Here is a 26,525-nt window from a genome sequence, read left to right as displayed (position 1 = left end):
CGGATTTCCAAGCACCCGGATCGGGGTGCTAGAGTTTCACTCGTTGCAAGGGCGTGTGGCGCAGTCCGGTAGCGCACCTCGTTCGCATCGAGGGGGCCAGGGGTTCGAATCCCCTCACGTCCACAGCAACGAAAACCCCGGCGGGAAACCGCCGGGGTTTTCGCATGTCCAGAGCCGGTTCGGTTCAGAACTCCTTCGCGAAGCACCGGCTCAACTCGTCGAACCGGTAGTGACCGAACTTCGCGCACGGCTCGTAACCGCTCGACGCGTACAGGGCTATCGCCTCCGGCTGCTTGAGGCCCGTCTCCAGAACCATGCGGGTGCGCCCCGCCGCCCGCGCGTCCTCCTCCAGCGCCGCGAGAATCCGCCGGGCCAGGCCCAGGCCGCGCGCCTCCGGGGTGACGTACATGCGCTTCAGCTCGGCGTCGCCGTCCGCGTACCCCTCCTCGTTCGCCTCCTGGCCGCGCCAGCCGCCGGTCGCGAGCGGCGTGCCCGCCGCGTCGTACGCGATCAGGTAGAGGCCGCGCGGCGGCTCGAACATCGTCGGGTCAAGGGGTGTGACGTCGCCCTCGTCGCCGTAGCGCTCCGCGTATTCGAGCTGGACGCGGTCGTTCAGCGCGATCGCGTCGCGGTGGCCGAAGGAGGTGGGGCGCAGGCTCGGGGCCCCCACTCCGGGAAGCTGAATAGTCATACGGGACATCGTAACTCTATGCGGGTGCTTGCGGCTGTCCCGTCCAGTCTGCCGGTATCGTGCCGGGGTGCTGACTGTGACCTCTGTGAATGTGAACGGGCTCCGGGCCGCCGCCAAGAAGGGCTTCGTGGAGTGGCTCGCCGAGACCTCCGCCGACGCCGTCTGCCTCCAGGAAGTGCGCGCCGAGCCCCACCAGCTGCCCGAGAACGTGCGGGAGCCCGAGGGCTGGCACGTCGTGCACGCCCCGGCCGCCGCCAAGGGCCGGGCCGGCGTCTCCCTCTATACGCGGCGCGAGCCGGAGCGCGTGCAGATCGGCTTCGGTTCGTCCGAGTTCGCCGACAGCGGCCGCTACGTCGAGGTGGACCTGCCGGGCGTCACCGTCGCCAGCCTCTACCTCCCGTCCGGCGAGGTCGGCACGGAGCGCCAGGACGAGAAGATCCGCTTCATGGGCGAGTTCCTGCCCTACCTGAAGTCCCTGCGCGAGCGGGCCGCCGCCGACGGCCGCGAGGTCGTGGTCTGCGGCGACTGGAACATCGCCCACCAGGAGGCCGACCTCAAGAACTGGAAGGGCAACAAGAAGAACTCCGGCTTCCTCCCGGAGGAGCGCGAGTGGCTGACCTCCGTCTTCGACCCGTCCGACGGCGGCTACGTCGACGTGGTGCGATCCCTGCACCCGGACGTCGAGGGGCCGTACTCGTGGTGGTCGTACCGGGGGCGCGCTTTCGACAACGATTCAGGTTGGCGCATCGATTATCACGTATCGACGCCGGGCCTCGCCGGGCGTGCGGTGAAGGGCTTCGTCGAGCGCGCCGCCACGCATGACGAGCGCTGGTCGGACCACGCGCCCGTCACCGTCGTGTACGAGTAGGCGGCGGCGCGCGCAGGGCAATATGACTGGGCCCCGTCCGGAGATTCGGACGGGGCCCAGTCACATGTGTTCAGGTGGCGTCACTGCTGGAAGCGGTCCTTGGCCTCCTGGGCGGTGTCCTGCGCCTTTTCCTTGGCCTGGTCCATGCCTTCCTTGGCGCGGTCCTGGCCTTCCTCGGTCTTGCCCTCGGAGCCGCCCATGGCTTCCTTGGCCTTGTCCTGCAGCTGCTCGGCCTTGTCCTTGAACTGGTCAGAGATACCCATTTGATGCACTCCATGAAGGATGGGGGATGGGCCTCGATCAGACTGACACGGCGGCCGATATGTCGCATTTCGATCAGTGACGGATCGTGCGCGGGTGTGGGACGTCGCAGGTCAGCGGCCTCGTGAGGCCTCGTCGGCGGCTCCGCCCGCGCCCACCAGGCCCTTGGAGATGCCGCTCATGCGGCCCTCGAAGCGCTTCACGCGCTGCTGGCCCACGATGCCGATCGCCGACGGCAGGTAGCCGCGTATGCCCTGCATGCCGCGCAGCCACCACTGCGCGTACACGTGCGGCGAGCGGCGCTCAATGCCCGCCACGAGGCGGTCGACCGCCGGGCCGAGGGGGTACGTCTTGTTCGACGGCCAGGGCAGTTGCTGGCGCAGTTCGCGCATCACGTCGTCCTGGTCGGCGCCGCGCACCATGTCGGTGTCGGTCCAGGACAGGTAGCCGACGCCGACGCGGACGCCCTTGTGGCCGACCTCGGCGCGCAGGCTGTGCGCGTAGGCCTCGACGCCCGACTTGGAGGCGCAGTAGGCGGTCATCATCGGGGCGGGGGTGATCGCGGCGAGGGAGGCGATCTGGAGCAGGTAGCCGCGGGACTCCGTCAGGACGGGGAGGAAGGCGCGGGCCGTGACGGCGGAGCCGATGAGGTTGACCTCGATGACGCGGCGCCAGGCGATCGGGTCGGAGTCGGCGAAGGGGCCGCCGGTCGCGACGCCCGCGTTGGCGACGACGATGTCGACCTTCCCGAAGCGTTCCTTGACCTCCTGTGCGACCTGCGCCATCGCCACGTGGTCCGTGACGTCCGCGTGCCACCAGTCGGCGTCGGAGTGCAGCCGGGCGGCGACCTGCTTCAACTCGTCCGGCTCCAGACCGATCAGCGCGATCTTCGCGCCGCGTGCCGACAGCTTGCGGGCGAGCAGTTCGCCCACGCCGCGCGCGGCGCCCGTGACGACCGCGACCTGTCCTTCGAGGCTGACCTTGCTCATGCGGCGTCTGCTCCCTTGTCCGACTGCGACTGCGGCTGCGACTTCACGTACTGATTGGAGAGTTCGCGGATTTTCGTCGTGATGGCGTCCGGCGCCTCGATGGGTGTCATGTGGCCGAGCCCCGCCAGCTCGGTCAGGCCCGCGCAGTCGGGCAGCGCGGCGGCGATCCGCCGGGCGTGCGCGACCGGGGTGAGGCGGTCGGCGGTTCCCGCGACGACGGCGACGGGCATCGTCAACTGCCCGAGTCCGGCGTCCAGTTGGAGGTGTTCGAGCACGTGCGACCAGCCGTATCGCACCCCGCGCGGGCAGGCGTGCACGATCCGCGCGCAGGCCTCGACCTTGTCGGGGGCCGAACCCGGGCCCATCGTCGCGTACTTGAGGACCCGCTTGCCGATGGGCGTGACGGGGCCGAGCGGCGCCTTGGAGCCGAGGATCGCGCGGGTGAAGCGGGTGCGCAGGTTGCTCGCGCGCATCAGCGGCACCACGGTGGCCTCGGCGACGAGCTGCGAGCTTCCGGTGCTGCAGAGCAGGACGGCGGCCGCGTGCTCCTGGAACTTCGGGCGTCCGGCGGCGGCCATCATCGTCATGCCGCCCATGGAGTGTCCGGCGAGGACGGCCTGCTCGCCCGGCTCCAGGGTCGCGCCGAGCACGGCCTCCAGGTCGTCCGCCAACATGTCCGTGGTGTACGGGGGTTGGGCGGCGGCTGGGCTGCGGCCGTGTCCGCGCTGGTCGTACACGATCACCCGGTGGTCGGTGGCGAGGGCCCGGGTCTGCGCGGCCCAGAACGCCGTCGAGCAGGTCCAGCCGTGCGAGAGCACGACGGCGGGGGCAGTCGTGTCGTCGGAGGGTCCGTGCACCTCGACGTGCAGCCGGGCCCCGTCCGCGGAGGTGACGGTCAGCTCGCGGGCGGCGACGGGCGGTGCGTACGGTCCCGTCGTGACATGGCGCATCAGGCGGCTCATGCGGCGTTCACCTTGGCCTTCTTCTTGGTACGCGGGGTGGACGCGGCCGGCTTCGCGGGCGCGCGCACCACCTCGTACTCGCCTACGTCGACATGCCGGGTGGCGTGCCGGAATTCGGTGGTCGTGCCCGGCCACACGGTGGTGTTGACCCCGTTCTCGTCGAGGTACCAGCTGTTGCAGCCGCCGGTGTTCCACACGGTGCGCTTCATGCGGTCCTGCACGCGGTTGTTCCAGCCGGTGACGGCGGTCTCGCGCGGGTTCAGGGCGACGCGGCCGCCGAGGACGTGCAGTTGGCGCATGTAGTCGGCCAGGTAGTTCAGCTGGGCCTCGATCATGAGGATCATCGAGGAGTTGCCGAGGCCGGTGTTGGGGCCGATGACGGTCATGAAGTTCGGGAATCCGGCGGCGGTGGCGCCGCGCAGTGCCTTCATGCCGTCCTTCCACGACTGCATGAGGGTGTCGCCGTCGGCGCCGATGACGCGGTCGGCGATGGGCATGTCGGTGACGTGGAAGCCGGTGCCGAAGACGATCGCGTCGACCTCGGCCTCGGTGCCGTCGGAGGCGACGAGGGTGTTGCCGCGGATCTCGCTCAGTCCGGAGGCGACGACGTCGACGTTGGGCTGGGCGAGCGCCGGGTAGTACGTGTTGGAGAGCAGGATCCGCTTGCAGCCGATGCGGTAGTCCGGGGTGAGCTTGGCGCGCAGCGCCGGGTCCTTGATCGCCCGGTGCATGTTCCGCTTGGCGAGCTGCTCCACCATGCCCAGTTCATTGGGGTGCTTGGTGAACGCCTGGACCTGCAACTCCCGGATGCCCCACAGGAGTCCGCGGCGTGCCTGGGTGGTGAAGGGCAGTTGGCGGTGCAGCCAGCGCTCGGCCTTGGTGATGGCCCGGTCGGCGCGCGGCATCACCCAGGGCGGTGTGCGCTGGAAGAGGGTGAGTTTGCCGACTTCCTTCTGGATGGCGGGGACGATCTGGATGGCGGACGCGCCGGTGCCGATCATGGCGACGCGCTTGCCCCGGAGGTCGTAGTCGTGGTCCCACCGCGCGGAGTGGAAGACCTTGCCGGGGAAGGTGTCGATCCCGGGGATGTCGGGTGTCTTGGGGTCGGAGAGCGGTCCGGTGGCGGAGACGACGACGTCGGCGGTGAGTGTGCCCTGTGCGGTGTCGATCTCCCACCAGAGCTTGTCGTTGTCCCAGCGCAGCTGCTTCACCTCGGAGTCGAGGCGGATGTGCGGGCGCAGCCGGAAGGTGTCGGCGACGTGCTCCAGGTACTCCTGGATGCGCTCCTGGCCGGAGAACGTCCGCGGCCAGTCCGGGTTGGGCGCGAACGAGAAGGAGTACAGGTGGGACGGGACGTCGCAGGCGCATCCCGGGTAGCTGTTGTCGCGCCAGGTCCCGCCGACCGCTCCGGCCCGCTCCAGGACCACGAAGTCGGTGATCCCCTCGCGGCGCAGCCTGACCGCCGCGCCGAGGCCGCCGAAGCCGGATCCGATCACCGCCACTCGTACGTGTTCGTGCTCCTGCTCGGCCATCCCGGCGCCTCCCTTGCCGCTGCGACTCTGCCAGTGAACACTGGCGTAATTCGGAGAGTAGAGGCTGTACGTACTCATGGGTAGGGGTCGGACCGAGGAAAGTTACTCCCGGTACGCCCGCCCGTCGCCCGACCACCGCCCCTCAACGGGGCCCTCCGGGCCGCAGTACTTGTCATAGGGTTCCCCGCGTGGGAGGAGACGTGAAAGAAGACGTGGGCAAGCGCGAGTACCGCATGGAGGAGCTGGCGAAGGCGGCCGGCATCACCGTCCGCACCGTGCGCTTCTACCGTGAGCGCGGGCTCATCAAGCCGCCCCGCCGCGAGGGCCGCATCGCCTGGTACGACGAGACGCACCTGGACCGTCTGCGCACGATCGCCTCGCTGCTGGAGCGCGGCCACACCCTCAACGGGATCAGCGAGCTCTCCGAGGCCTTCGACCGCGGCCGCGACGTCGGTGAACTCCTCGGCGTGCAGCCCACGGAGGAGGTCCCCGTCCGCCTCTCCGCCGCCGAACTCGCCGACTACTTCGCGGACGACGTCACGCCCGAAAACCTCCAGGCGGCCCTGGATCTCGGCTACTTGGGCATCGACGGCGAGGAGATCGTGCACATCAGCCGCCGGCTGCTCGACATCTCGGCGGCCCTGGTCCGCGAGGGCATCCCGCTGGCCGACGTGCTCGCCGCGGCCAGGCGGGTGCGCGACCATGCCGAGGCGCTGGCCGCGCTCTTCACCGACCTGGTCGCCGAGCACGCCTCCGACAAGGACATCGACCGGCTGCGCCCGCTCGCGAAGGGCGTGGTGGAGGCGGAGCTTTCGCTGGCGATCGACCGCCGCCTGGAGTCGTCCGACGGTTCACCTGGGTAGCCACCAACGGGCCTTGTAGATCCCGCCGTTGACGTAGGTGAAGGTGCCGGGCGGCCGGTGCAGGCTCACGGTGGTCGTCCACCACGTCTCGCCGAGCCCCTTCTCCGGGACGGTGGTGATCACCCGACCGGTGCGCGGGTCGTCCCCCACGCACTTCACGGACTTGCGGGCGATCTCCGAGGCCCCAGCGAAGTCCTGCGTGAAGCCCTGGCCGACGATGTCGTACTGGAAGACCGACGCGGAGGTCGTCACCCACATCCGCCCCGGCACTCCCGCCACCGGGAACAGATCGTGCCCGCCGGCGGACTTCCCCGGTGTGGCGACGGGCAGGGCCACGGCGTACTGCCGCACCAGCGCGGGGCGTACGCGCGATCCCTCCACCCGGTAGGCCACCAGTTCGTCGTCGCCCATGGCCCACAGCACCTCGCGCACCGGGTCCCAGTGCAGCCCGTGGGCGCCCTTCAGCTCGGCCTCGGTGTGCCGCGTGGCGTGCGGGCCAAGGGACGCCGCGTACAGGCGCACCCGCGCGCCCGTGCTGCACGCGACGGCGACGTTCCCGTCGGGGAGGATCTCGGCGGTGTGCGGGTTGATCAGATCGTCCCCGGGGCCGAGCGCCCCGGCCCAGTACCGCCGCCCGCTCGGCCACTCGACCACGCCGACGAAGCCGAACGAGGCCGTGGTCAGCACGTACGTGCGCCCGCGATGGCGCCGCACCTTCGCCTCGCTCGGGTACACCCAGCTGATGTCGGGCTCGGTGTCCCGGTACCGGGCGTCGCCCACCGGGGAGAACGCCCAGCGCACGACGCCGGGTTCCACGGCGGGGTCCCACACCCGCACCCGGGAGTCCATCACCAGGAGCCGCTTGCTCGCCTGTTCGGTGATGAGGACGGGCGGAAGGCCGGCAGCCGCCGCGGCCCTCCCTCCGCTGCCGAGTGCGAGCCCCGCCCCGATTCCCGCGGCGCCGAGCAGGATCCCTCTTCGTGAGCCGTGCGACATGAAAGCCCCCTGGGAGACAGGTGGTTGAGCGCGACATCGCCGTGTGTGCGCCCAGAATCTGTCATGCCAGGGGGGAAGGGGGTAAGCCCTCCGCAGGACATTGGTCCGGCGGAGGGACGGGTCACCGCGGTGGCAGCTGCGGCCGCCGCCGGTCAGGGACGTCGGAGTAGTCGGGCGGCGTCGTCGCGCCCTGTTCCGCCAGGAGGTTGAGCGCCAGCTCCACCGCGTCGTCGAGCTGGGCGTGCCGGCCCTCCGCCCAGTCGAGCGGGGTGCGCAGGGCCTCGATGTCGGGCTCCACGCCCTTGTTCTCGATGGACCAGCCGTACTGGGGGAACCAGGCCGCGTTCATCGGGACCGTGATCACCGTGCCGTCGCCGAGCTTGTGCCGTCCCGTCATGCCGACGACGCCGCCCCAGGTGCGCTGGCCGACGACCGGGCCGAGCGCGAGCAGCTTGAACGCGGCGGCGATCATGTCGCCGTCGGAGGAGGTCGCCTCGTCGGCGAGGGCGACGACCGGGCCGCGCGGCGCATTCGAGGCGTACGAGACGGCCTGCGCGTTCCTCGTCAGGTCCCAGCCGATGATCTTCCGGGTGAGTTTCTCGACGACGAGTTCGCTGATGTGGCCGCCCGCGTTGCCGCGCACGTCGACGATGAGCGCGGGCCGGGAGACCTCCATGCGCAGGTCGCGGTTGAACTGGGCCCAGCCGGAGCCGCCCATGTCGGGGATGTGCAGGTAGCCGCACTTGCCGCCGCTCAGCTCGCGGACGACGGCGCGGCGTTTTGCGACCCAGTCCTGGTAGCGCAGCGGCCGTTCGTCGACGAGCGGGACGACCGCGACGCGGCGGGGCCGGCCGCCGCCCTCGGCGGGTGTGAAGGTCAGCTCGACGGTCGTGCCGCCGGCGCCCGCGAGCAGCGGGTAGGGGCCCTTGACCGGGTCGACCGGGCGGCCGTCGATGTGGGTGAGGACGGCGCCGTCGCGGATGCCGGTGCCGGCGAGCGGGGAGCGGGCCTTGGAGTCGGAGGAGTCGCCGGGCAGGATCCGCTGGAGCGTCCAATGGCCGTCCCGGCACACGAAGTTGGCGCCGAGCAGGCCCTGGGCGCGCTGGTAGTGCGGCGGCCCCTCGTTGCGGCGGGCGGCGGCCACGTAGGCGTGGGAGGTGCCGAGTTCGCCGAGGACCTCCCGTAGAAGATCCGCGAACTCGTCGGGGGACGCGACGCGTTCGACCAGCGGGCGGTACTGGTCGAGGACCGCGTCCCAGTCGATGCCGCACATGTGCGGCTCCCAGAAGTAGGCGCGGATGATCCGGCCCGCCTCGTCGTAGGCCTGCCGCCACTCGGCCGCCGGGTCGACCTCGTGCAGGATGCGGCGCAGGTCGATCCAGACGGTGGTGTCGTTGTCGCCGGCCTCGGTGGAGGGCACGGCCTCCAGTTCGCCCTCGTCGACGACGACGAGCCGGGAGCCGTCGCCGCTGACCGCGAACCAGTCCATGTGCGCGACGAGTTGGGACTTCTTGCCCTTGACCAGGTCGAAGTGTTCGAGGGTCGGCTGGGCCGACGGGTCGGCCGGGTTGGCGAAGGTCTCGCCGAGCGCGCCCGAGATCGGCCAGCGCAGCCAGACGAGGCCGCCGCCGGCCACCGCGTGCAGCGACGAGTACTTGGACGCCGAGACGGGGAAGGGGACCACGCGGTTGGCGAGCCCCTCGATCTCCACGGTCGGCGTCCCGTCGCCACCGGCGTCCTCCACCGGGTCCAGGCCGCCCGCCGCCGTCCGCCCGTCCGGCGAGAGCGCGAACGGGGACGGCGTCGCCGACGACAGCGGTACGAGGTAGGGGCGGCAGCCCAGCGGGAACGACAGGTCGCCGGTGTGCACGTCGTAGACCGGGTCGAAGCCGCGCCAGGAGAGGAAGGCGAGGTAGCGGCCGTCCCGCGTGAACACCGGGTTCTCGTCCTCGAAGCGGCCGTTGGTGACGTCGACGACCGTCGCGGTCTCGCGCTTGGTCGCGCCGAGCGCGGTGGAGCCGCCGCCCCGGTTGATCCGGGCCATCTTGATCTGCCGCAGCGAGCGGCCGATGCCGGGGTGCGACCAGGTCAGCCAGGAGCCGTCGGGGGAGAAGGCGAGATCGCGGACCGGTCCGTTCGTGGAGCGGATCAGCTCGGTGACGGTGGGCTGCTCAAGGGGTGCCTCGCCGCCCTCGTCCTCGCCGACGTCGATGAGCAGCAGCCGACCGTCGTTCGAGGCGACCGCGAGGCGTTCGCCCGCCGGGTCGGAGACCAGCTCCTGTACGCGGCCGAGCCGCCCGGAGGCGAACCGGCGCGGGCTGCGGTCGCCGCTGGCCCGCGGCAGGTAGGCGATCTCGATCGCGTCCTCGCCGTCGGCGTCGGTGACGTAGGCGACCTGTCCGCCGGAGCCCAGCATCTCGGGCAGGCGCACGCGCACGCCCGGGGTGTCGGCGATGGTGCGGGCGGGGCCGTCGCGGTGCGTGAGCCAGTACAGGCTGCCGCGGACGACGACGGCGCTGGCCCGGCCCGTCTCGTCGACGGAGAGCGAGTCGACGTGGTTCGCCGCGGGCACCTGGTAGCTGCGGCGGCCCGCGCGCGGTCCGCCGAGCCGGACCCGCAGCCTGCGCGGCACGGAGTCGGCGGACAGCGAGTCGAGGATCCACAGGTCGCCCGCGCACTGGTAGACCACGCGGCCGCCGTCGGTGGTGGCGTGCCGGGCGTAGAAGGAGTCGTGGTCGGTGTGGCGGCGCAGGTCCGTGCCGTCGGGGAGGCAGGAGTAGACGTTGCCGATGCCCTCGTGGTCGGAGAGGAACGCGATGCGGCCGTCCACGAACATCGGGTCGTCGAGATGCCCGTCGAGGTCGGCGAGGATGCGCTGCCCGTGCACCCAGAGCCGGCCCTGCGCGCCGCCCCGGTAGCGCTTCCAGGCGGCCGGCTCGTGCGGCGGCGTACCGGTCAGGAGCAGCGTCCGGCGCTCCCCGTCGATGTCGGCGACCTGGATGTCGGAGACCGGGCCCCAGGGGAGCTTGCCGCCGGGGGAGCCGTCGGTCGGGACGCTGTAGGCGAAGGTGAAGTACGAGAACGGTTCGCCGTGCGAGGCCACCGCGAGGATGTCGCCGTCCGGCGACCAGCCGCGCACCTGGGTGTCGACGCTGCCCCAGTACGTCAGGCGCCGCGCGGAGCCGCCGTCGACCGGCGCCACATGGATCTCCGGGTCGAGGCTGCGCCACGTCGTGTACGCGATGTGCCGGCCGTCGGGGGAGAAGCGCGGGTGGCTGACCTTGGTGCGGTCGACGGTGACCCGCCAGGCCCGCGCCGAGCCGTCGAGCGGCGCGACCCACAGATCGTCCTCCGCGGCGAAGCACAGCCGCTCGCCGCTGATGTGGGGGAAGCGCAGGTACGCACGGCCGTCGGCAGCATCGGATTCCTCAGTCACCTCAGTCACCTCCTCATGCTTTTCCGCGACGCGGGCTCCGGCAACCGGGACTCGCTGAGAAGGGTGGCCCGGACCGATGTGGCGCAGCGCACGTACGAAACCGTTTCGTTTCGCTAGTGGGCAGGGTACTTTTATGGCGTACGCATACGGAGAGGTCAGGTGGGTGACATGGTCGCGGAGGCAACGACGCGTCGCAGCCGGATCACGCCCGAGCGCGAGGCCGAGCTGTACGGCGCCGTGCTCGAACTTCTCCGTGAGGTCGGCTACGACGCCCTGACGATGGACGCCGTGGCCACCCGCACGCGCTCGAGCAAGGCGACGCTCTACCGCCAGTGGGGCGGGAAGGCCGAGCTGGTGGTGAGGGCGCTGCGGAGCCAGAAGCCGCACTTCGACGAGGTCGACACCGGCTCGCTGCGCGGTGATCTGCATGCGATCGCGTTCCGCGAGGACGACTGTCACATGGAGCAGAACAGCGCGCTCATGCGCGGCCTGATGGTGGCCGTGCACGCCAATCCGGATCTGCTCGCGGCCTTCAAGGAGTGGATCGTCGAGCCCGAGATGACGGGCGTCGACCGGATGGTGCGCAGAGCGGTGGACCGGGGCGAGGTCCGGGCCGACAACCCGGCGCTCGGCTATCTGATCCACATGCTGATCGGCGCGTTCGCCACCCGCACGCTCATCGACGAAGAACCGCCGACGCAGGAATACCTCGTCTCGTACATCGACGCTGTGGTCCTCCCCGCCCTCAGCGCCTGACCCTTCCCCAGCTGTTCCACCTGACGCACAACCGCTCATGTCGTCGGGCCGATCACACCTGCCCTGCTGTCCTGTTGGACCCACGACCTGACCGGGAGTACGCCTCCGTGGCCACATTCCTCTACAAACTCGGCAAACTCGCGTTCCGCCGACGGCACTTCGTCGCCCTGATCTGGGTGGCCCTGCTCACGCTCGCGGGCGTGGGCGCCGCCTCCGCGCCGACCGCGGCCTCCAGCTCCTTCTCCATACCGGGGACCGAGGCGCAGAAGGCCTTCGACCTGCTCGACCAGCGCTTCCCCGGCTCCGCCGCCGACGGGGCCACCGCCCGCGTCGTCTTCGAGGCGCCGAAGGGCGAGAAGCTCACCGATCCGGCCAACAAGGCCGACATCCAGGACACCGTCGCCTCCCTCAAGTCCAGCTCGAAGCAGGTCGCCTCCGTGGCCGACCCGTTCGTCGCCAAGACGCTGAGCAAGGACGGCACGATCGCCTACGCCTCGGCCTCGTACAAGGTCTCCTCGATGGAGCTGACCGACGCCGACCGGGACGCGCTGCAGGACGTCATCGACGAGGCGAAGCAGACCGGTCTGACCGTCGAGGTCGGCGGTGACGCGCTCCAGGCCATGCCGGAGACCGGCGCCACCGAGGTCATCGGCATCGCGATCGCGGCCGTCGTCCTGGTGATCACGTTCGGCTCGCTGATCGCGGCGGGCCTGCCGCTGCTGACCGCGCTGATCGGTGTCGGCATCGGCGTCTCCACCATCACGGCGCTGGCCAGCGTGCTCGACCTGGGCAGCACCACCTCGACCCTCGCGATGATGATCGGCCTCGCGGTCGGCATCGACTACGCGCTGTTCATCGTGTCCCGGTACCGCGCCGAACTGGCCGAGGGCCGCGAGCGCGAGGAGGCCGCGGGACGGGCCGTCGGGACCGCCGGATCGGCCGTCGTGTTCGCGGGCCTCACCGTCGTCATCGCGCTGGTCGGCCTCGCCGTCGTCAACATCCCGATGCTGACCAAGATGGGCATCGCGGCCGCCGGCACCGTCGCCATCGCGGTGCTCATCGCGCTCACCCTGATCCCGGCGCTGCTCGGCTACGTCGGCAAGCGCGTGCACGGCCGCAAGGCCCGCAAGGACCTGGGCGGGGACAAGGAGCCCAAGGCCAACATGGGCACCCGCTGGGCCCGCTTCGTGCTGCGCCGCCCGGTCACCGTCCTGATCGTGGGCATCCTCGGCCTCGGCGCCGCGGCCGTCCCGGTCGCCTCGCTCGAACTCGGCCTGCCCGACGACGGCTCGCAGCCGACCAGCACCACCCAGCGCAAGGCGTACGACCTGCTCTCCGAGGGCTTCGGGCCCGGCTTCAACGGGCCGCTCATGACGGTCGTCGACGCCAAGGGCTCGGACGACCCGAAGGCCGCCGTCTCCGAGGTCGTCCGCGAGATCAAGGGCACGGACGGCGTCGCGGCCGTCACCCCGCCGACCTTCAACAAGGCGGGCGACACCGCGGTCATCAGCGTCGTCTCCAAGTACAAGCCGTCTTCGGTCGACACCGAGAACGTCGTGCACGACATCCGTGACGCGGGCAAGGACATCAAGGCGGACACCGGCGCCGAGCTGAGTGTCACCGGCTCCACCGCCATGAACATCGACGTCTCGCAGAAGCTCAACGACGCGCTGATCCCCTACCTGGCGCTCGTCGTCGGCCTGGCGTTCCTGCTTCTGATGGTGGTCTTCCGCTCGATCCTGGTGCCGCTGAAGGCGGCGCTCGGCTTCCTGCTCTCCGTGCTCGCGGCGCTCGGCGCCGTCGTCGCGGTCTTCCAGTGGGGCTGGCTCGGCTCGCTGTTCGGCGTCGAGCAGACCGGTCCGGTCATGTCGATGATGCCGATCTTCATGGTGGGCGTGGTCTTCGGCCTCGCGATGGACTACGAGGTGTTCCTCGTGACCCGGATGCGGGAGGCGTACGTGCACGGGGAGCGGCCCGCGCAGGCCGTCGTCACCGGGTTCAGGCACGGGGCGCGGGTGGTCTCGGCCGCGGCGGTCATCATGATCGCGGTGTTCGCCGGCTTCATCGGAAGCTCGGAGCAGATGGTGAAGATGATCGGCTTCGGTCTCGCCATCGCCGTCTTCTTCGACGCGTTCATCGTGCGCATGACGCTCGTGCCCGCCGTGCTCGCGCTGCTCGGCAAGAAGGCCTGGTGGCTGCCGAAGTGGCTGGCGAAGGCGCTGCCGAACGTGGACGTCGAGGGCGAGGGGCTGCGGACCGCCGCCGACGATCAGCGTCCCGAGGAGGACCGGGAGCTCGTCAGCGCGTGAGGCTCTGAGGGGCCTTGGCCGGGGTGACGGCTGTGTGGGTGCGGCGCAGGAAGCGGATCAGCGCTTTCGTGTCGAACTGCACGACCGTCACCCCGCTCGGCTTGTGCGGGGCGTGGAACTCGATGACGGTCTGAACGCGCCCGCACGGCCAGATGCGGACGGTGCCGGCGGAGACCGGGGTGCGCACCCCGCGTTCGAGGAGGTCGCGGGGGAAGGAGCCCCACTCGCCGGAGCCGGGCAGGGCGACACGGACCGTGCCGCCCTCGTGGCGCAGTACGACGGGGACCGCCCGGTGCGCCTCGGGGGAGTCGGTGACGACTCGGGCCCGGGCGTACTGCTCTACGTACTGCTCGACAACCGTCATGTCCTTAAATGTCGCATATCTGGAGGTGTACAGACCAGGGGTGACCGGGGGAGATCGGGGCCAATTGGTGCCGGGAGGCTCTTGCAAGGCATTCGCAACAAGCCTCTATCATCGAACGATGCATGTCCCTGACGGATTCATCAACGCCCCCGTGTCGGCCGCCACGGGCGTCGTCGCCGCGGGCGCCGTCGCCGTCAGCCTGCGCGGCGCCCGCCGTGAGCTGGGCTCCGAGCGCGCCGCGCCCCTCGCCGGTCTCGTCGCGGCGTTCATCTTCGCCGTGCAGATGCTCAACTTCCCCGTCGCGGCGGGCACCAGCGGACACCTCCTGGGCGGGGCGCTGGCCGCGATACTCGTGGGCCCCTATACAGGGGTCCTCTGTGTGTCCGTGGTGCTGCTCATGCAGGGCGTGCTGTTCGCCGACGGCGGCCTGACCGCGCTCGGTGTGAACATCACCGACATGGCGATCACCACGACCGTCGTCGCCTACCTGGTCTTCCGCGGCCTCGTGAAGCTGCTGCCGCGCACCCGCCGCTCGATCACCGTGGCGTCCTTCGTCGCGGCGCTGCTGTCCGTCCCGGCCGCCGCCGTCGTCTTCACCCTGATCTACGCCATCGGAGGGACGACCGACGTCTCCATCGGCAAGGTCGCCACCGCGATGGTCGGCGTGCACGTCCTCATCGGCATCGGCGAGGCCGTGATCACCGCGCTCACCGTCGGCGCGGTCGTCGCCGTGCGGCCCGACCTCGTGTACGGGGCCCGGGGCCTGCACCAGCCGCTGAAGCTGAGGGTGAACGGGGAGCTGGTCGACGCGCCCGCGGCGGCTCCGGTCGCGGCCGCCCGCTCCCACCGCAAGGTCTGGGCCATCGGCCTGGCCGCCTCCGTCGTCCTCGCCGGATTCGTCTCCTTCTACGCCTCGGCCAACCCCGACGGCCTGGAGAAGGTCGCCCACGACAAGGGCATCGACAAGAAGACGAAGGAGCACGCCTCCTCCGACTCCCCGCTCGCCGACTACGGCGTGAAGGACATCACCGACGCCCGCCTCTCCGGCGGCCTCGCCGGGATCATCGGCGTCGGCGTCACCGTCGTCGCCGGCACCGGGATCTTCTGGGCGCTGCGCAGGCGGCGTACCAGCGACGCGACCTCGACCGAGGTGCCGGCGGCGCAGGAGAAGGTGTCCTGACATGGGCGCGGGCCACGCCCACCAGCTCTACCGCGCCGGGACCACACCCGTGCACGCGCTGCCCCCGCACACCAAGCTGGCCGCCGTCTTCTGCTTCGTCCTGGTCGTCGTCTCCACCCCGCGCGAGGCGATGTGGGCCTTCGGCCTGTACGCGGTGCTGCTCGCGGCCGTGGCGTACGCGGCGTGGGTCCCGGCGGGCTTCCTGCTGAAGCGCCTCCTGATCGAGGTCCCGTTCGTGGCCTTCGCCGTCCTCATGCCGTTCGTGGCGGAGGGCGAGCGGGTGCAGGTCCTCGGGATGTCGCTCAGCGAGAGCGGACTGTGGGGCGCGTGGAACGTGCTCGCCAAGGGCACGCTCGGCGTCGCCGCGGCCGTCCTGCTCGCCTCGACCACCGAACTGCGCGAACTGATCCTCGGCCTGCAACGCCTGAAGCTGCCCCCGCTCCTCGTCCAGATCGCCTCGTTCATGATCCGCTACGGCGACGTGATCACCGATGAGATGCGCCGCATGAGGATCGCCCGGGAGTCGCGCGGCTTCGAGGCCAAGGGCGTACGGCACTGGGGCGTGCTCGCCAAGTCGGCGGGCGCCCTGTTCATCCGCTCCTACGAGCGCGGGGAGCGGGTGCACCTCGCCATGGTCAGCCGTGGCTACGCGGGGGCGATGCCGGTGATCGACGATCTGGCGGCGACCCGGACCCAGTGGTCGTACGCGCTGACCCTGCCGGGTGCGGCGCTCGTGGTGTGCCTGATGGGATGGACGCTGTGACTGTTTCTTCCGTACCCGCTTCCCTGGACGTCTCCGGGCTCGCCTTCGCCTACCCCGACGGGCACCAGGCCCTCTTCGGCGTGGACCTCACGATCGGCAAGGGCGAGCGGGTCGCGCTGCTCGGCCCGAACGGCGCCGGCAAGACGACCCTCGTCCTGCACCTCAACGGCATCCTGACGGGCGGCGCGGGCACGGTGACGGTCGCGGGCCTGCCCGTGGACAAGCGCAACATGGCGGAGATCCGCCGCAAGGTCGGCATCGTCTTCCAGGACCCGGACGACCAGCTGTTCATGCCGACGGTCCGCGAGGACGTCGCGTTCGGCCCGGCGGCGTCGGGGATGAAGGGCGCCGAACTGGAGGCACAGGTCCGCAAGGCGCTCGCCCTCGTCGGCATGGAGGAGTTCGCGGACCGCCCGCCGCACCACCTCTCCTTCGGCCAGCGCCGCCGCGTGGCGGTCGCCACCGTCCTCGCCATGGAGCCGGAGATCCTCGTCCTGGACGAGCCGTCCTCCAACCTCGATCCGGCCTCGCGCCGCGAACTCGCCGACATCCTGCGCTCGTTGGACGTCACGGTCCTCATGGTCACGCACGACCTGCCGTACGCGATGGAGCTGTGCCCCCGCGCCGTGATCCTCAGCGACGGCGCGATCGCGGCGGACGGGGCGACCGGGGACCTGCTCGTGGACGAGGACCTGATGGCGGCGCACCGGCTGGAGCTGCCGTTCGGGTTCGACCCGAGGTCGGTGGCGAGCAAGCCGGTTTGATCGATCATCCGGAATGCGGGGGCGGCGCCCCCTGTTGCACCCTCCGTGGACACAGCAGTGAACGGCACGACGGCCCCCGGATTCGACGGCGTACGCACCGCCTTAGGCGAGAACTTCGCGGCCCGCGGTGAGCGCGGCGCCGCGCTCGTCGTCTACCAGGACGGCCGCCGGATCGTCGACCTGTACGCGGGCACGCGGGACGTCGACGGGGGCGCGGCCTGGCAGCCGGGCACGGCCCAGCTCCTGCGCTCCGGCACCAAGGGGATCGCGGCGGCGGCGCTGCTCCTGCTCCACCAGCGCGGCGAGCTCGACCTGGACGCGCCCGTCGGCTCGTACTGGCCCGAGTTCAAGGCGCACGGCAAGGAGGACGCCCGCGTACGGGACGTGCTCGCGCACCGGGCGGGTGTGCCGGCGCTCGACCGCCCGCTCACCCCCGCGGAGGCGGCCGACCAGGACCTCGCGGCGGCGGCCGTCGCCGCACAGGAACCCTTCTGGGAGCCCGGCACCGACCACGGCTACCACGCACAGACGTACAGCTGGCTCACGGCGGAGCTGGTGCGCCGGGTCACGGGCCGCACCATCGGCGAGTACGTCGCCGAGCAGATCGCGGGGCCGGTCGGCGCCGACGTGTGGATCGGCCTCCCGGACGAGCAGGCCCACCGGGTCGGCCGCGTCGGCCCCGTCGAGCCCCCGGCGACCGCCGGAGGCCTGCGCTCGCGCCCCAAGCGCGCCATCGTCGAGGCGTACGCGAACCCGGACTCGCTCACCAGCCGCGCCTTCGGCACGATCGCCCCGGCGGCGGACGAGAACGACCCGGCGTACCGCGCGGCGCAGCTCCCCGGCTCGAACGGCATCGGCACGGCGGACGGACTGGCCCGCGTCTACGCGTCGCTGATCGGCGAAGTGGAGGGCGGGGTACGGCTGTTCACCCCGGAGACGGCCCGGCTCGCCCGCACGGAGGCCTCGTCGGGGGCGGACCGGGTCCTGATCTCTCCGTCCCGCTTCGGCCTCGGCCACATGCTGCACGGCATCGCCTCCCCGCTCCTCTCCCCGGCCTCCTTCGGCCACCCGGGCCGCGGCGGCGCCCTCGGCTTCGCCGACCCGGAGTCGGGGCTCGCGTTCGGATACGTCACGAACGGCATGCAGAAGGGCGTCACCGCCGACCCGCGCGCCCAGGCCCTCGTGAAGTCCGTGCGGGAGGCGTCCCTGACCCGCACGCTGGCCGGCCACCGTGCGGGGTGACCCTCCCGGTCGACGGTGGGACGACCGCGGTCAGCAGTGGGTTCATGGCCCTACGTGGTTGACGCCTCGGGGCTCTGCCCCGGACCCCGCGCCTCAATCGCCGGCGGGGCTTGAACAATCAAGCCCCTGCGGCGATTGAGCAGCGGGGGTCTGGGGGCAGCGCCCCCAGCACCACGGGTCACCGTCAACCGGCGTGCAGCATCAACCCGATACCCGCCACCACCACACCCGCCGCCACAAGCCTCGGCGCGCCGAAGCGTTCCTTGAAGAACACCGCTCCGATCGCCGCCCCGACGATGATCGAGGACTCGCGGAGGGCCGAGATCGGGGCCAGGTCCGCCCGTGTCTGGGCCCACAGCACCAGCCCGTACGCGGCGACGGAGAGCGCCGCCCCCAACAGCCCGCGCCACGCGAACGGCCGCAACCGCTGCACCAGTTCACCGCGCCAGCGATACGCCGCGTACACCGGCACCGCGATCCCCTCCAGGACCATGAGCCACGCGATGTACCCGAGCGACGACCCCGATGCGCGTACGCCAAGGCCGTCCACCACCGTGTACGACGCGATCGCCACCCCCGTGGCCAGCGCCGCGCCGAGCGCCCGCCAGTCCGGCCGCCGCCCCGACCCCCGCAGCCCCCACAGCGCGAGCCCGGTGAGCCCCGCGCTGGACACCGCGACGCCCGCCGCCTGCCAGCCGCCCGGCACCTCGCCCGCGAAGACCGCCGCGAGCACCGTCACCACGAGCGGCGCCGTGCCCCGCGCGATCGGATACGCCTGCCCGAAGTCGCCCAGCTTGAACGACGTCATCAGCAGCGCGTAGTAGGCGACATGGATCAGCGCCGACGCGATCAGGTACGGCCACGCGCCCGCCGCCGGTATCGGCGCGAACACCGCCAGCGCGAGCCCGATCAGCGTCCCGCCGCCCGATATCAGCGTGAAGCCGACCAGCTTGTCCGTGATGTGGTGGGCCAGGGCGTTCCAGGAGGCGTGGGTCACCGCCGCCAGCAGCACCGCCGCGGCGACGACCGGCGTCATGCCCGCACGTCCACGAGCGCGGCGCCCGCGTGCGAGATCAACTCCTTGGGACCGATGGGGAAGACGGCGTACGGGCTGCCGGCCGCCGCCCACACCGTGTCGTGCGCGAGGAGGGACCGGTCGGCGAGGACGCGCGTCTTGTTCGCGTGGCCGAAGGGCGGGACGCCGCCGATCGCGTAGCCGGTGAACTCCCGGACCACGTCCGCCTTCGCCCGGGTCACCTTCTCCGCGCCCAGCTCCTCGCGTACGAGATCCAGGTCCACGCGCGAGGCGCCGTCCATCAGGACCAGCACCGGCACGCCGTCCGCCGCGAAGATCAACGACTTGCAGATCTGGCTCAGTTCGCAGCCGATCGCGTCGGCCGCCTCCTGCGCGGTGCGGGTCGCCTCGGGGAAGCGCCGCGCCCGCGGAAGGAGGTCGGCCAGGCCCATCGCCGTGACGGCCTCGGCGAACCGGGGGTGTGCCGCCGTGCTGTTGTTGCTGCTTTCCGCTGTCGTCATGCGCCGCACGCTAGCCCTACGTGTACGGGGCACGCGACCCTGTATCGGCTCGCGGTCAGCCGCCCGCGAGCAGCATCTTGCGGACGACGGGACCCGCCGAGTCGCCGCCGTGCCCGCCCTGCTGCACCACGGCCGCCGCCGCGAGGTCCCCGCGCCAGGCCGTGAACCAGCCGTTGGGGTCCTTCTGCCCGTCGACCTCCGCCGAACCGGTCTTGGCGCCCATGTCGGAGCCGAGCCCGGACATCGGCTTCACGGCCGTGCCCGCGATCGCCGTGTAGTGCATCAGCTCCCGCAGCTTCGAGGCCGTCGAGGCGGAGATCGGCTTCGCGGCCTTCGCCAGCGTCCGGTCGTCGAAGTCCGGCGAGACCAGGTACGGCTGGTGGAAGGCGCCCGCCTTCACGGTCGCCGCCACCGAGGCCATGTTCAGCGGGTTCATCCGCACGCCGCCCTGCCCGATCAGCGAGGCCGCCATCTGCGCCTGCGACATCACCGGCACCGCGCCGTCGAAGCTCGGCACCCCGATCGACCAGTTGTTCATGCCGAGGCCGAAGACCTGCTGCGCCTGCTTGGTCAGCGAGTCGTCGTCCAGCTTCGGGGCCTGGCTGATGAAGGCCGTGTTGCAGGACGCGGCGAAGCTCGCCTTGAACGTGCCGTCCTTGATCTGGAACTTGTCGTCGTTCTGGAACTTCCAGTGCCCGTACGTGAAGTACTTCGGGCACGGGTGCTTCTTGTCGACGTCCGCGAGGTTCTTGTCCAGCAGCATCGACGCCGTGATGACCTTCATCGTGGAGCCGGGCGCGAGCGAGCCCTGGAACGCCGTGTTGAAGCCGCGGTCGGAGTTGGCGACGGCGAGGATCTCGCCGGTCGACGGCTTCACGAGCACGACCGAGGCCTTCTTGCGGGACTTCACCTGGTCCTCGGCCGCAGCCTGGAGCGCCGGGTCGAGCGTCGTCTTCACGGTGCCCGGCGTGCCCTTGGAGAGCGTGAGCAGCGTCTTGTCGGGCAGCGCGTTCTTGTCCTCGGACTTCTTCTCGGGCTTGGCCCGTACGACGCGCAGCTCGACGCCCGCGGTGCCGCCCGCCTTCTTCCCGTACTTCTCGCGCAGTCCGTCGACGATGGTGCCGATCGAGGGGTACTTCTTCGCGTCCAGCTCGTTCCCGGCCCGGTCGACGGCCTTGACCGGCGGATCGCCGGCCTCGCCGGTCTCCAGGTGGTCGCCCTCCTTGAGGTCCGGGTGGACGACGGAGGGCTGCCAGTCGACGAGGACCTTGCCGTCGCTCTTGCGGCGCTCGGCGGTCAGCGAGGAGTCGTACGCGAGGGGCTTGCTCAGCTTCTTGTACTCGACCGTGGACGTGACGTGGAAGGGGACCTCGGCGCTCTCGCGGGTGCCGGGAGCGAGCTTCAGGTCGGTGAGGTGGGCGTCCTTGGCGAGGTCGGCGAGCGCCTTCTTCGCGGCGGCCGGGTCGTTCGTGTAGGCGGCCGCCTTCGCGGCGTCCCCGTGCTGCCAGGCGGTGAGGAAACCGTCGGCGACGGCCCGTACCTCCTTGGCCGTCGGCGGGCCCTTCGGGATCTCGGGCTTGTCGTCGGCGGCGGAGGCCGAGGTGCTGCCCGCCTGCTCACCGCTCCCGATCAGCGCGTACGCGCCGACGCCTGCCCCGATGACGGCGACGGCGGCGACGCCGCCGATCACCAGGGCGTTCGTGTTGCGCCGCGGCTCATCGCGACGCTTGCCTCTGCTGCCCACCTGAGTCCTCCGGAGATCTACGGGTGGCCCAGGGTACGGGGTGGCCCTGAACGCACTTTCCGTAGGACAGAACGACGTGGTAACGCCTGGCGATGCGTGGATTCACTGCCAGGCGCCCGGAGTCGTAGGGGAACTACGCTCCGGGGCGTACGGGGTTACGAGCCGGCCCGCAGTACGGCCGCGACGACCGGGCCCGCGGCGTCTCCGCCGTGCCCGCCGCGCGGCACCGTCGCGGCGGCCGCCATGTCGCCGCTGTAGCCCGTGAACCAGGAGTTGGCGTCGCCCTGCCCGTCGACCTCGGCGGAGCCGGTCTTCGCGCCCTTGTCGCCGGGCACGTTCGCCATGGCCGCGGCGCCGGTGCCGCTGGTCGCGGCCAGCCGCATCATCTGCCGCAATTGGCCGGAAGTGCCGGGCTTGAGGCCCTTCGCCGTGGCGAGGGGGTGGTCGTCGATCTCCCGGGAGACGAGGACCGGCTGGTGGAAGGTGCCGGTGATGGCGGTCGCCGTGATCGACGCCATGTTCAGCGGGTTCATCTTGACCTGGCCCTGGCCGATCATCGCGGCGGCGTCGTCGGAGTCGCCCGGCATCTCCACCGAGCCGTCCCGGGAGACGATCCCCGTCTTCCAGTCCTTGCCGATCCCGAACCGCTCCTCCGCCTCGGCGGCGAAGTTCCCCGCGCCCAGGTCGTCGGAGAGCTTGATGAAGGCGGTGTTGCAGGACCGCGCGAAGCTGTCGGCCAGCGTCGCGTTCCCGCTCGGCCGTATGCCCTTGAGGTTGTGGAAGGTCTGGCTGAGCGCGACCGCCGAATCCGGGCAGGGCGCCGGGCCGTTCGCCGAGGTGACGCCGTTGTCGATCAGCGCGGCCGCGGTGACGATCTTCATGACCGAGCCGGGCGCGGTGCCGCCCTGGAACGCGGCGTTGAACTCGCCCTTCGCCTCGTTGGCGACCGCGAGCACCTCACCGGTGGACGGCTTGACCGCCACCACCGACGACTCCCCGTACTTGTTCACCGCCTGCTCGGCGGCCGCCTGGGCGGTCGCGCTGATCGTCGTACGCAGCTTGCCGGGCTTGCCCTTGGCGAGCGTGAGGAGCGTCTTCGCGGTGGTCGGCTCCCCGTTCGCGTCGGTGTGCTCCACGTACGTCTCGATGCCGGACGAACCCCCGGCGGAGTCCCCGTACTTGGCGCGCAACTGGTCCAGGACCGGGCCGAGCGAGGGGTACTTGCCCTTGGTCAGCACGACTCCGTTGCGGTCCACGGCCTCGATCGCCGGTACCGCCGCCTCACCGGTGACGAGCGTGTCGCCCTTCTCCATCGCCGGGTGCACGACGGCCGGCGACCAGTCGACGAGCGCCCGCCCGGTGGTCTGCCCGCGCACGACCGTGAGCGAGGAGTCGTACGACATCGTCTTCGTCTTCTTGCCGTACGTGACCGTGGCCTTGACGTGGAAGGCGACCTTCGCGCCGTCCGCCTTCGTCGGCGTCAGCTCGGTGTGCGTGACGTGCGCCTTGTCGTGCCAGTCCTCAAGTACGCGCATGGCGTTGTCGGCGTAGTCCGTCAGCCGCGCCGCGGCCGCCGAGTCGTTCTTCGCCCACGCCGCGAGGAACTGCTCCGACGTCTCCTTCACCTCGTCGCCGCTCGGCGGCCCCGACTTGTACTCGGACCCCTGCGACGCCACGGTGTTCCCGCCCGTGACCGCCGTGACGAGGTTGTACCCCGCGTACCCCGCGCCGCCGACCATGACGGTGAACACCCCGCCGACGATGGCGATCTTGACCCCCTTGCGCATGACGCGCTCCCCTCCCCAGGTTTACGGAAGGGACTGTAAGCACGGGGGGTGCCCCAAGTGCCGTGAGTTCTATAGATGATGTCCGAAGGTGTCCGGATTGAGATCACAAAGCTGACCGAAACCGACTCAGACCCAGGTGTCCAGCCACATCCGTGAACGCCAGGAGTCGACCGGAATCGCGTCCCCCGTATAGATCGGCCAGAAATAAATGAAGTTCCACGCGATCAGCAGCACCAGTGCGCCCGCGCCCGCCGCGCCGATCACCCGGCGGCGCTCCGGTGAGCCCGGTTTGCCGATGATCGCGCCGAGCATCATCGCGAGCGCCAGGCAGAGGAACGGGGCGAAGACAACCGCGTAGAAGTAGAAGATCGTCCGCTCCTGGTAGTTGAACCAGGGGAGGTAGCCCGCCGCGATGCCGCACAGGATCGCCCCCGCCCGCCAGTCGCGGCGGAAGAACCAGCGCCACAGCACGTACAGGAGCGCGAAGCAGGCCGCCCACCACAGCAGCGGTGTGCCGAGCGCGAGGACCTCGCGGGCGCACTTCTCGGCGGCGTCGGTCGGACAGCCCTGCGCGCCCGGCTTCGGCGACTCGTAGAAGTACGAGACGGGGCGGCCGTCGACCATCCAGCTCCACGGGTTGGACTGGTAGGTGTGCGGCGAGCTGAGCGTGGTGTTGAAGTTCCACACCTCGTGCTCGTAGTGCCACAGGCTGCGCACCCAGTCCGGCAGCCAGGTGAAGCTGCCGCCCTTGCCGTCCGTCGCCGCCCAGTCGCGGAAGTAGCCGCCGGAGCCGTCGGCGGGGGAGAGGATCCAGCCGAGCCAGGACAGCACGTACGTGGCGATGGCGACGGGGACGGTCGAGACGAACGCCGGGACGACGTCCCGCTTCAGGACCGCGCGGTAGGGGCGCTCGGCGCCCGCAACGCGACGCGAACCCACGTCCCACAGCACCGACATGAGCGCGAACGCGGCGAGGAAGATGAAGCCGTTCCACTTCGTCGCCGCGCCGAGCCCGAGGCAGAGACCGGCGAGCAGCCGCCACGGCCGCCAGCCCAGGCGCAGCGTCTCGGCGACCTCGGCGTCGGGGTGCGGCAGGCCGTGCTCGTCCACGGGCAGCGCGGCGGCCAACTGCCCGCGCGTGCGCTCCCGGTCGAGCACCAGACAGCAGAACGCCGCCACCACGAAGAAGACGAGCACCGAGTCGAGCAGCGCGGTGCGGCTCATCACGTACGACAGGCCGTCGACGGCGAGCAGGGCGCCCGCCAGGCAGCCGAGGAACGTGGAGCGGAAGATGCGGCGGCCGATGCGGCAGACCATCAGCACGCACAGCGTGCCGAGGACCGCCGTCATGAACCGCCAGCCGAACGGGTCGAACCCGAACATCCACTCGCCGATACCGATGACGTACTTGCCCACCGGCGGATGCACGACGTACGAGGCGTCGTGCGGGATCGGTACGTTTCCGCCCGTGGCCAGGATCTTGTCGTTGGCGTCCTTGGGCCAGTTCACCTCGAAGCCGCGGTGGATGAGGGCCCACGCGTCCTTCGCGTAGTACGTCTCGTCGAATATCACGGCCTTCGGGCTGCCCAGGTTCCAGAACCTGGCGAGGCCCGCGACGAGCGTGACGAGCAGCGGGCCCACCCAGCCGACGATCCGCTCCGCCTGCGCGGCGGAGAAGCGGCTCAGCCCGAAGGACGCCCACAGGCGGCCCCCGAGCGGCGGGAACGGCGGCACCAGGCGTGTGCCCACGTCGCCGTCTCTCGCCGGCGCCCGGTATCCGTACCTGCGCAGCCCGCGCAGCCACGACGACTGCTGCGGCTCCGCGCTGGCGGCCTGCTCGGTCGGTGCGCTGGTCGGAGTCGCCCCGGACGACGACGCGGTACTGGTCACGCGCGCCATCGTAGGGAACACGACTGTGCGAGTCCTGTCGCCCGCTCCTGCGAGACTGGAAACGTGACAGGAACCGCAGAATCCCCCGAGTCCACCGGAACCCTTGTGCTCGCGGGCACCCCGATCGGTGACGTGTCGGACGCGCCGCCGCGCCTTGCGAAGGAGCTGGCCTCCGCCGATGTCGTCGCCGCCGAGGACACCCGGCGCATGAAGCGGCTGACGCAGGCGCTCGGGGTGCAGGTCGGCGGGCGTGTCGTGTCGTACTTCGAGGGCAACGAGTCGGCCCGTACGCCGGAGCTGGTCGAGGCGCTGGCCGGCGGGGCGCGGGTGCTGCTCGTGACGGACGCGGGGATGCCGTCCGTGTCCGACCCCGGGTACCGGCTCGTCGCGGCGGCCGTCGAGCGGGACATCCGGGTCACGGCCGTGCCCGGCCCCTCGGCGGTCCTCACCGCCCTCGCGCTCTCCGGGCTCCCGGTCGACCGCTTCTGCTTCGAGGGCTTCCTGCCGCGCAAGGCGGGCGAGCGGCTCTCCCGCCTCAAGGAGGTCGCGGAGGAGCGCCGCACCCTCGTCTACTTCGAGGCCCCGCACCGCCTCGACGACACCCTCGCCGCGATGGCCGAGGCCTTCGGCGAGGACCGCCGCGCCGCCGTGTGCCGCGAGCTGACCAAGACGTACGAGGAAGTGAAGCGCGGCCCCCTGAAGGCGCTCGCCGAGTGGGCCGCCGAGGGCGTCCGCGGCGAGATCACGGTCGTCGTCGAGGGCGCGCCGGAGAAGTCCGCCGACGACCTCACCCCCGATGAGCTGGTGCGCAGGGTGCGGGTGCGGGAGGAGGCCGGGGAGCGGCGCAAGGAGGCGATCGCCGCGGTGGCCGCCGACGCCGGGTTGCCCAAGCGGGAGGTCTTCGATGCCGTCGTCGCGGCAAAGAATGCGGCGCGGACCGCCCCATAAGGGCGTAAAGGACTAACCTGAAAAGCAAAGCGAAGACCGCGCGCCCGGCCCCTTTCGGCAGGGAAAGACCAAATCGGATCCAATAGTCGACAGGGCTTTTGCGCTCGGCCCAGCGGAGGCGTCCACTGGTTGAAGGGGACGCACCCGTCCCCACGCTGCTGAAGAGCAGCGTTTGTCCAGCGGGCAAGAGGAGCTGGCATGAGCGAGTTCGCAGTCTCCAAGACAGCCATTGGTGCACAGACGCCCCCGGTCCCCAATCGCAGCGCCGCGACATCCATCGTCCACGAGGCGTACGCGTTCGCCTGCATGCGGTGCGGGCACGGCTGGGAGCAGTCCTACGAGATCGAGCACCACGTCGACGGGGAGGGTGCGGAGTTCGTGATGTACGTGGTCAAGGGCGAGCGGGTGCCGTCGCCGCTGACCCGGCCCACGTGTCTGAACTGCGGGGGCCACGTCGTGCGCATCATGCGCTCGGGGCGGGTCTCCTCGGCCCGTGACGCGCTGCAGCAGCACCGCACGCCGCAGGCGGGCCCGGTCGAGGTGCCGGAGCCGGAGTCGGCGGAGCGCGAGGGGCACCACTGGCACCTGTCGGACCTGCTGCACCCCTTCAGCCACCACAAGCGGGACGAGTGACGGCGGCTTCG

Annotated in this window: 23 protein-coding genes and 1 tRNA gene; 11 read left to right on the top strand and 13 right to left on the bottom strand. The window is 71.1% G+C overall.

What is annotated here, in order from left to right:
* Positions 1–49 precede the first annotated feature (49 nt).
* Positions 50–123: transfer RNA gene (locus ACZ7L4_RS37020), tRNA-Ala, on the top strand.
* 61 nt (positions 124–184) lie between these two features.
* On the opposite strand, the gene ACZ7L4_RS37015 is transcribed toward ACZ7L4_RS37020, so the two are convergent.
* Positions 185–691, bottom strand: coding sequence for a GNAT family N-acetyltransferase (locus ACZ7L4_RS37015; RefSeq protein WP_472109437.1), 507 nt, complete (start codon positions 689–691; stop codon positions 185–187).
* Positions 692–758: 67 nt separating this feature from the next.
* Here ACZ7L4_RS37015 and ACZ7L4_RS37010 point away from each other — a divergent pair, with 67 nt between their 5' ends.
* Positions 759–1,559, top strand: a complete 801-nt coding sequence (locus ACZ7L4_RS37010; RefSeq protein ID WP_472109436.1) for an exodeoxyribonuclease III — start codon at positions 759–761, stop codon at positions 1,557–1,559.
* Positions 1,560–1,639: 80 nt separating this feature from the next.
* Here ACZ7L4_RS37010 and ACZ7L4_RS37005 read toward each other — a convergent pair whose 3' ends face one another.
* From ACZ7L4_RS37005 to ACZ7L4_RS36990, 4 genes are all read right to left on the bottom strand, one after another.
* Entirely contained in the window at positions 1,640–1,822 is a 183-nt protein-coding gene (locus ACZ7L4_RS37005) for a hypothetical protein (RefSeq protein ID WP_472109435.1), read from the bottom strand.
* Positions 1,823–1,933: 111 nt separating this feature from the next.
* A complete protein-coding gene (locus ACZ7L4_RS37000; RefSeq protein ID WP_472109434.1) occupies positions 1,934–2,809 on the bottom strand; it encodes an SDR family oxidoreductase in 876 nt (291 codons plus the stop codon).
* Entirely contained in the window at positions 2,806–3,771 is a 966-nt protein-coding gene (locus ACZ7L4_RS36995; protein WP_472109433.1) for an alpha/beta fold hydrolase, read from the bottom strand. The genes ACZ7L4_RS37000 and ACZ7L4_RS36995 overlap by 4 nt, the downstream gene beginning before the upstream one ends.
* Positions 3,768–5,303 carry a flavin-containing monooxygenase gene (locus ACZ7L4_RS36990; protein ID WP_472109432.1) on the bottom strand — a complete coding sequence of 512 codons (1,536 nt, stop codon included), beginning with the start codon at positions 5,301–5,303 and terminating at the stop codon, positions 3,768–3,770. The genes ACZ7L4_RS36995 and ACZ7L4_RS36990 overlap by 4 nt, the downstream gene beginning before the upstream one ends.
* A gap of 233 nt (positions 5,304–5,536) precedes the next feature.
* On the opposite strand from ACZ7L4_RS36990, the gene ACZ7L4_RS36985 reads away from it, so the two are divergent.
* Positions 5,537–6,166: a MerR family transcriptional regulator gene (locus ACZ7L4_RS36985; protein WP_472109532.1), complete on the top strand. Its 630-nt coding sequence runs from the start codon at positions 5,537–5,539 to the stop codon at positions 6,164–6,166.
* Here the strand turns inward: ACZ7L4_RS36985 and ACZ7L4_RS36980 are convergent.
* On the bottom strand, positions 6,155–7,162 hold the full coding sequence (locus ACZ7L4_RS36980) for a DUF6528 family protein (protein WP_472109431.1): 1,008 nt from the start codon (positions 7,160–7,162) through the stop codon (positions 6,155–6,157). The genes ACZ7L4_RS36985 and ACZ7L4_RS36980 overlap by 12 nt on opposite strands.
* Positions 7,163–7,283: 121 nt before the next feature.
* On the bottom strand, positions 7,284–10,598 hold the full coding sequence (locus ACZ7L4_RS36975) for a S41 family peptidase (RefSeq protein ID WP_472109430.1): 3,315 nt from the start codon (positions 10,596–10,598) through the stop codon (positions 7,284–7,286).
* A 168-nt stretch (positions 10,599–10,766) separates the two neighbouring features.
* Here ACZ7L4_RS36975 and ACZ7L4_RS36970 point away from each other — a divergent pair, with 168 nt between their 5' ends.
* Both ACZ7L4_RS36970 and ACZ7L4_RS36965 read left to right on the top strand, forming a co-directional pair.
* Complete coding sequence (locus ACZ7L4_RS36970) at positions 10,767–11,354, top strand: TetR/AcrR family transcriptional regulator (RefSeq protein ID WP_399237723.1); 588 nt, start codon at positions 10,767–10,769, stop codon at positions 11,352–11,354.
* A gap of 107 nt (positions 11,355–11,461) precedes the next feature.
* The gene (locus tag ACZ7L4_RS36965) at positions 11,462–13,663 is read left to right on the top strand and encodes an MMPL family transporter (RefSeq protein ID WP_472109429.1); all 2,202 of its coding nucleotides are present in this window, start codon (positions 11,462–11,464) and stop codon (positions 13,661–13,663) included.
* Here the strand turns inward: ACZ7L4_RS36965 and ACZ7L4_RS36960 are convergent.
* Positions 13,653–14,027, bottom strand: coding sequence for an SsgA family sporulation/cell division regulator (locus ACZ7L4_RS36960; protein WP_472109428.1), 375 nt, complete (start codon positions 14,025–14,027; stop codon positions 13,653–13,655). The two genes, ACZ7L4_RS36965 and ACZ7L4_RS36960, sit on opposite strands and share 11 nt — an antisense overlap.
* Positions 14,028–14,145: 118 nt before the next feature.
* Between ACZ7L4_RS36960 and ACZ7L4_RS36955 the strand changes: the two genes are divergently transcribed.
* From ACZ7L4_RS36955 to ACZ7L4_RS36940, 4 genes are read left to right on the top strand one after another with little or no spacing between them, the layout of a single operon-like run.
* Positions 14,146–15,207, top strand: coding sequence for an energy-coupling factor ABC transporter permease (locus ACZ7L4_RS36955; RefSeq protein WP_472109427.1), 1,062 nt, complete (start codon positions 14,146–14,148; stop codon positions 15,205–15,207).
* A 1-nt stretch (position 15,208) separates the two neighbouring features.
* Positions 15,209–15,970 carry a cobalt ECF transporter T component CbiQ gene (gene cbiQ / locus ACZ7L4_RS36950; protein ID WP_472109426.1) on the top strand — a complete coding sequence of 254 codons (762 nt, stop codon included), beginning with the start codon at positions 15,209–15,211 and terminating at the stop codon, positions 15,968–15,970.
* The gene (locus ACZ7L4_RS36945) at positions 15,958–16,734 is read left to right on the top strand and encodes an energy-coupling factor ABC transporter ATP-binding protein (RefSeq protein WP_472109425.1); all 777 of its coding nucleotides are present in this window, start codon (positions 15,958–15,960) and stop codon (positions 16,732–16,734) included. Before cbiQ ends, ACZ7L4_RS36945 begins: the two co-directional genes overlap by 13 nt.
* Positions 16,735–16,791: 57 nt before the next feature.
* On the top strand, positions 16,792–17,976 hold the full coding sequence (locus ACZ7L4_RS36940; RefSeq protein WP_472109424.1) for a serine hydrolase domain-containing protein: 1,185 nt from the start codon (positions 16,792–16,794) through the stop codon (positions 17,974–17,976).
* Positions 17,977–18,160: 184 nt separating this feature from the next.
* Here the strand turns inward: ACZ7L4_RS36940 and ACZ7L4_RS36935 are convergent, their stop codons facing one another.
* The 5 genes from ACZ7L4_RS36935 to ACZ7L4_RS36915 all read right to left on the bottom strand — a co-directional run bounded on the left by ACZ7L4_RS36935 (position 18,161) and on the right by ACZ7L4_RS36915 (position 24,933).
* Entirely contained in the window at positions 18,161–19,012 is an 852-nt protein-coding gene (locus tag ACZ7L4_RS36935) for an EamA family transporter (protein ID WP_472109423.1), read from the bottom strand.
* Positions 19,009–19,512 carry a YbaK/EbsC family protein gene (locus tag ACZ7L4_RS36930; RefSeq protein ID WP_450809916.1) on the bottom strand — a complete coding sequence of 168 codons (504 nt, stop codon included), beginning with the start codon at positions 19,510–19,512 and terminating at the stop codon, positions 19,009–19,011. Before ACZ7L4_RS36930 ends, ACZ7L4_RS36935 begins: the two co-directional genes overlap by 4 nt.
* Positions 19,513–19,567: 55 nt before the next feature.
* Positions 19,568–21,256 (bottom strand): penicillin-binding transpeptidase domain-containing protein, encoded by a 1,689-nt coding sequence (locus tag ACZ7L4_RS36925; RefSeq protein ID WP_472109422.1) that lies wholly within the window; start codon positions 21,254–21,256, stop codon positions 19,568–19,570.
* A gap of 155 nt (positions 21,257–21,411) precedes the next feature.
* Positions 21,412–23,043, bottom strand: coding sequence for a penicillin-binding transpeptidase domain-containing protein (locus tag ACZ7L4_RS36920; RefSeq protein ID WP_472109421.1), 1,632 nt, complete (start codon positions 23,041–23,043; stop codon positions 21,412–21,414).
* 126 nt (positions 23,044–23,169) lie between these two features.
* Positions 23,170–24,933, bottom strand: a complete 1,764-nt coding sequence (locus tag ACZ7L4_RS36915; RefSeq protein ID WP_472109420.1) for a dolichyl-phosphate-mannose--protein mannosyltransferase — start codon at positions 24,931–24,933, stop codon at positions 23,170–23,172.
* Between the two features lie 63 nt (positions 24,934–24,996).
* On the opposite strand from ACZ7L4_RS36915, the gene rsmI reads away from it, so the two are divergent.
* On the top strand, positions 24,997–25,881 hold the full coding sequence (gene rsmI / locus ACZ7L4_RS36910) for a 16S rRNA (cytidine(1402)-2'-O)-methyltransferase (RefSeq protein ID WP_472109419.1): 885 nt from the start codon (positions 24,997–24,999) through the stop codon (positions 25,879–25,881).
* Between the two features lie 198 nt (positions 25,882–26,079).
* Entirely contained in the window at positions 26,080–26,514 is a 435-nt protein-coding gene (locus ACZ7L4_RS36905; protein ID WP_450809921.1) for a hypothetical protein, read from the top strand.
* Positions 26,515–26,525 lie beyond the last annotated feature (11 nt).

It is taken from the genome of Streptomyces sp. NPDC107575, from assembly GCF_055657265.1.
Note: the sequence above shows the minus strand (reverse complement) of the source record. Positions and strands in the feature narration are given on the sequence as shown.

Coding starts and splice junctions, on each gene's coding strand:
- ACZ7L4_RS37015 (WP_472109437.1), bottom strand. CDS start 691: ATGACTATTCAGCTTCCCGGAGTGGGGGCCCCGAGCCTGCGCCCCACC.
- ACZ7L4_RS37005 (WP_472109435.1), bottom strand. CDS start 1,822: ATGGGTATCTCTGACCAGTTCAAGGACAAGGCCGAGCAGCTGCAGGAC.
- ACZ7L4_RS37000 (WP_472109434.1), bottom strand. CDS start 2,809: ATGAGCAAGGTCAGCCTCGAAGGACAGGTCGCGGTCGTCACGGGCGCC.
- ACZ7L4_RS36995 (WP_472109433.1), bottom strand. CDS start 3,771: ATGAGCCGCCTGATGCGCCATGTCACGACGGGACCGTACGCACCGCCC.
- ACZ7L4_RS36990 (WP_472109432.1), bottom strand. CDS start 5,303: ATGGCCGAGCAGGAGCACGAACACGTACGAGTGGCGGTGATCGGATCC.
- ACZ7L4_RS36985 (WP_472109532.1), top strand. CDS start 5,537: ATGGAGGAGCTGGCGAAGGCGGCCGGCATCACCGTCCGCACCGTGCGC.
- ACZ7L4_RS36980 (WP_472109431.1), bottom strand. CDS start 7,162: ATGTCGCACGGCTCACGAAGAGGGATCCTGCTCGGCGCCGCGGGAATC.
- ACZ7L4_RS36970 (WP_399237723.1), top strand. CDS start 10,767: ATGGTCGCGGAGGCAACGACGCGTCGCAGCCGGATCACGCCCGAGCGC.
- ACZ7L4_RS36960 (WP_472109428.1), bottom strand. CDS start 14,027: ATGACGGTTGTCGAGCAGTACGTAGAGCAGTACGCCCGGGCCCGAGTC.
- ACZ7L4_RS36955 (WP_472109427.1), top strand. CDS start 14,146: ATGCATGTCCCTGACGGATTCATCAACGCCCCCGTGTCGGCCGCCACG.
- cbiQ (WP_472109426.1), top strand. CDS start 15,209: ATGGGCGCGGGCCACGCCCACCAGCTCTACCGCGCCGGGACCACACCC.
- ACZ7L4_RS36945 (WP_472109425.1), top strand. CDS start 15,958: ATGGACGCTGTGACTGTTTCTTCCGTACCCGCTTCCCTGGACGTCTCC.
- ACZ7L4_RS36935 (WP_472109423.1), bottom strand. CDS start 19,012: ATGACGCCGGTCGTCGCCGCGGCGGTGCTGCTGGCGGCGGTGACCCAC.
- ACZ7L4_RS36930 (WP_450809916.1), bottom strand. CDS start 19,512: ATGACGACAGCGGAAAGCAGCAACAACAGCACGGCGGCACACCCCCGG.
- ACZ7L4_RS36920 (WP_472109421.1), bottom strand. CDS start 23,043: ATGCGCAAGGGGGTCAAGATCGCCATCGTCGGCGGGGTGTTCACCGTC.
- ACZ7L4_RS36905 (WP_450809921.1), top strand. CDS start 26,080: ATGAGCGAGTTCGCAGTCTCCAAGACAGCCATTGGTGCACAGACGCCC.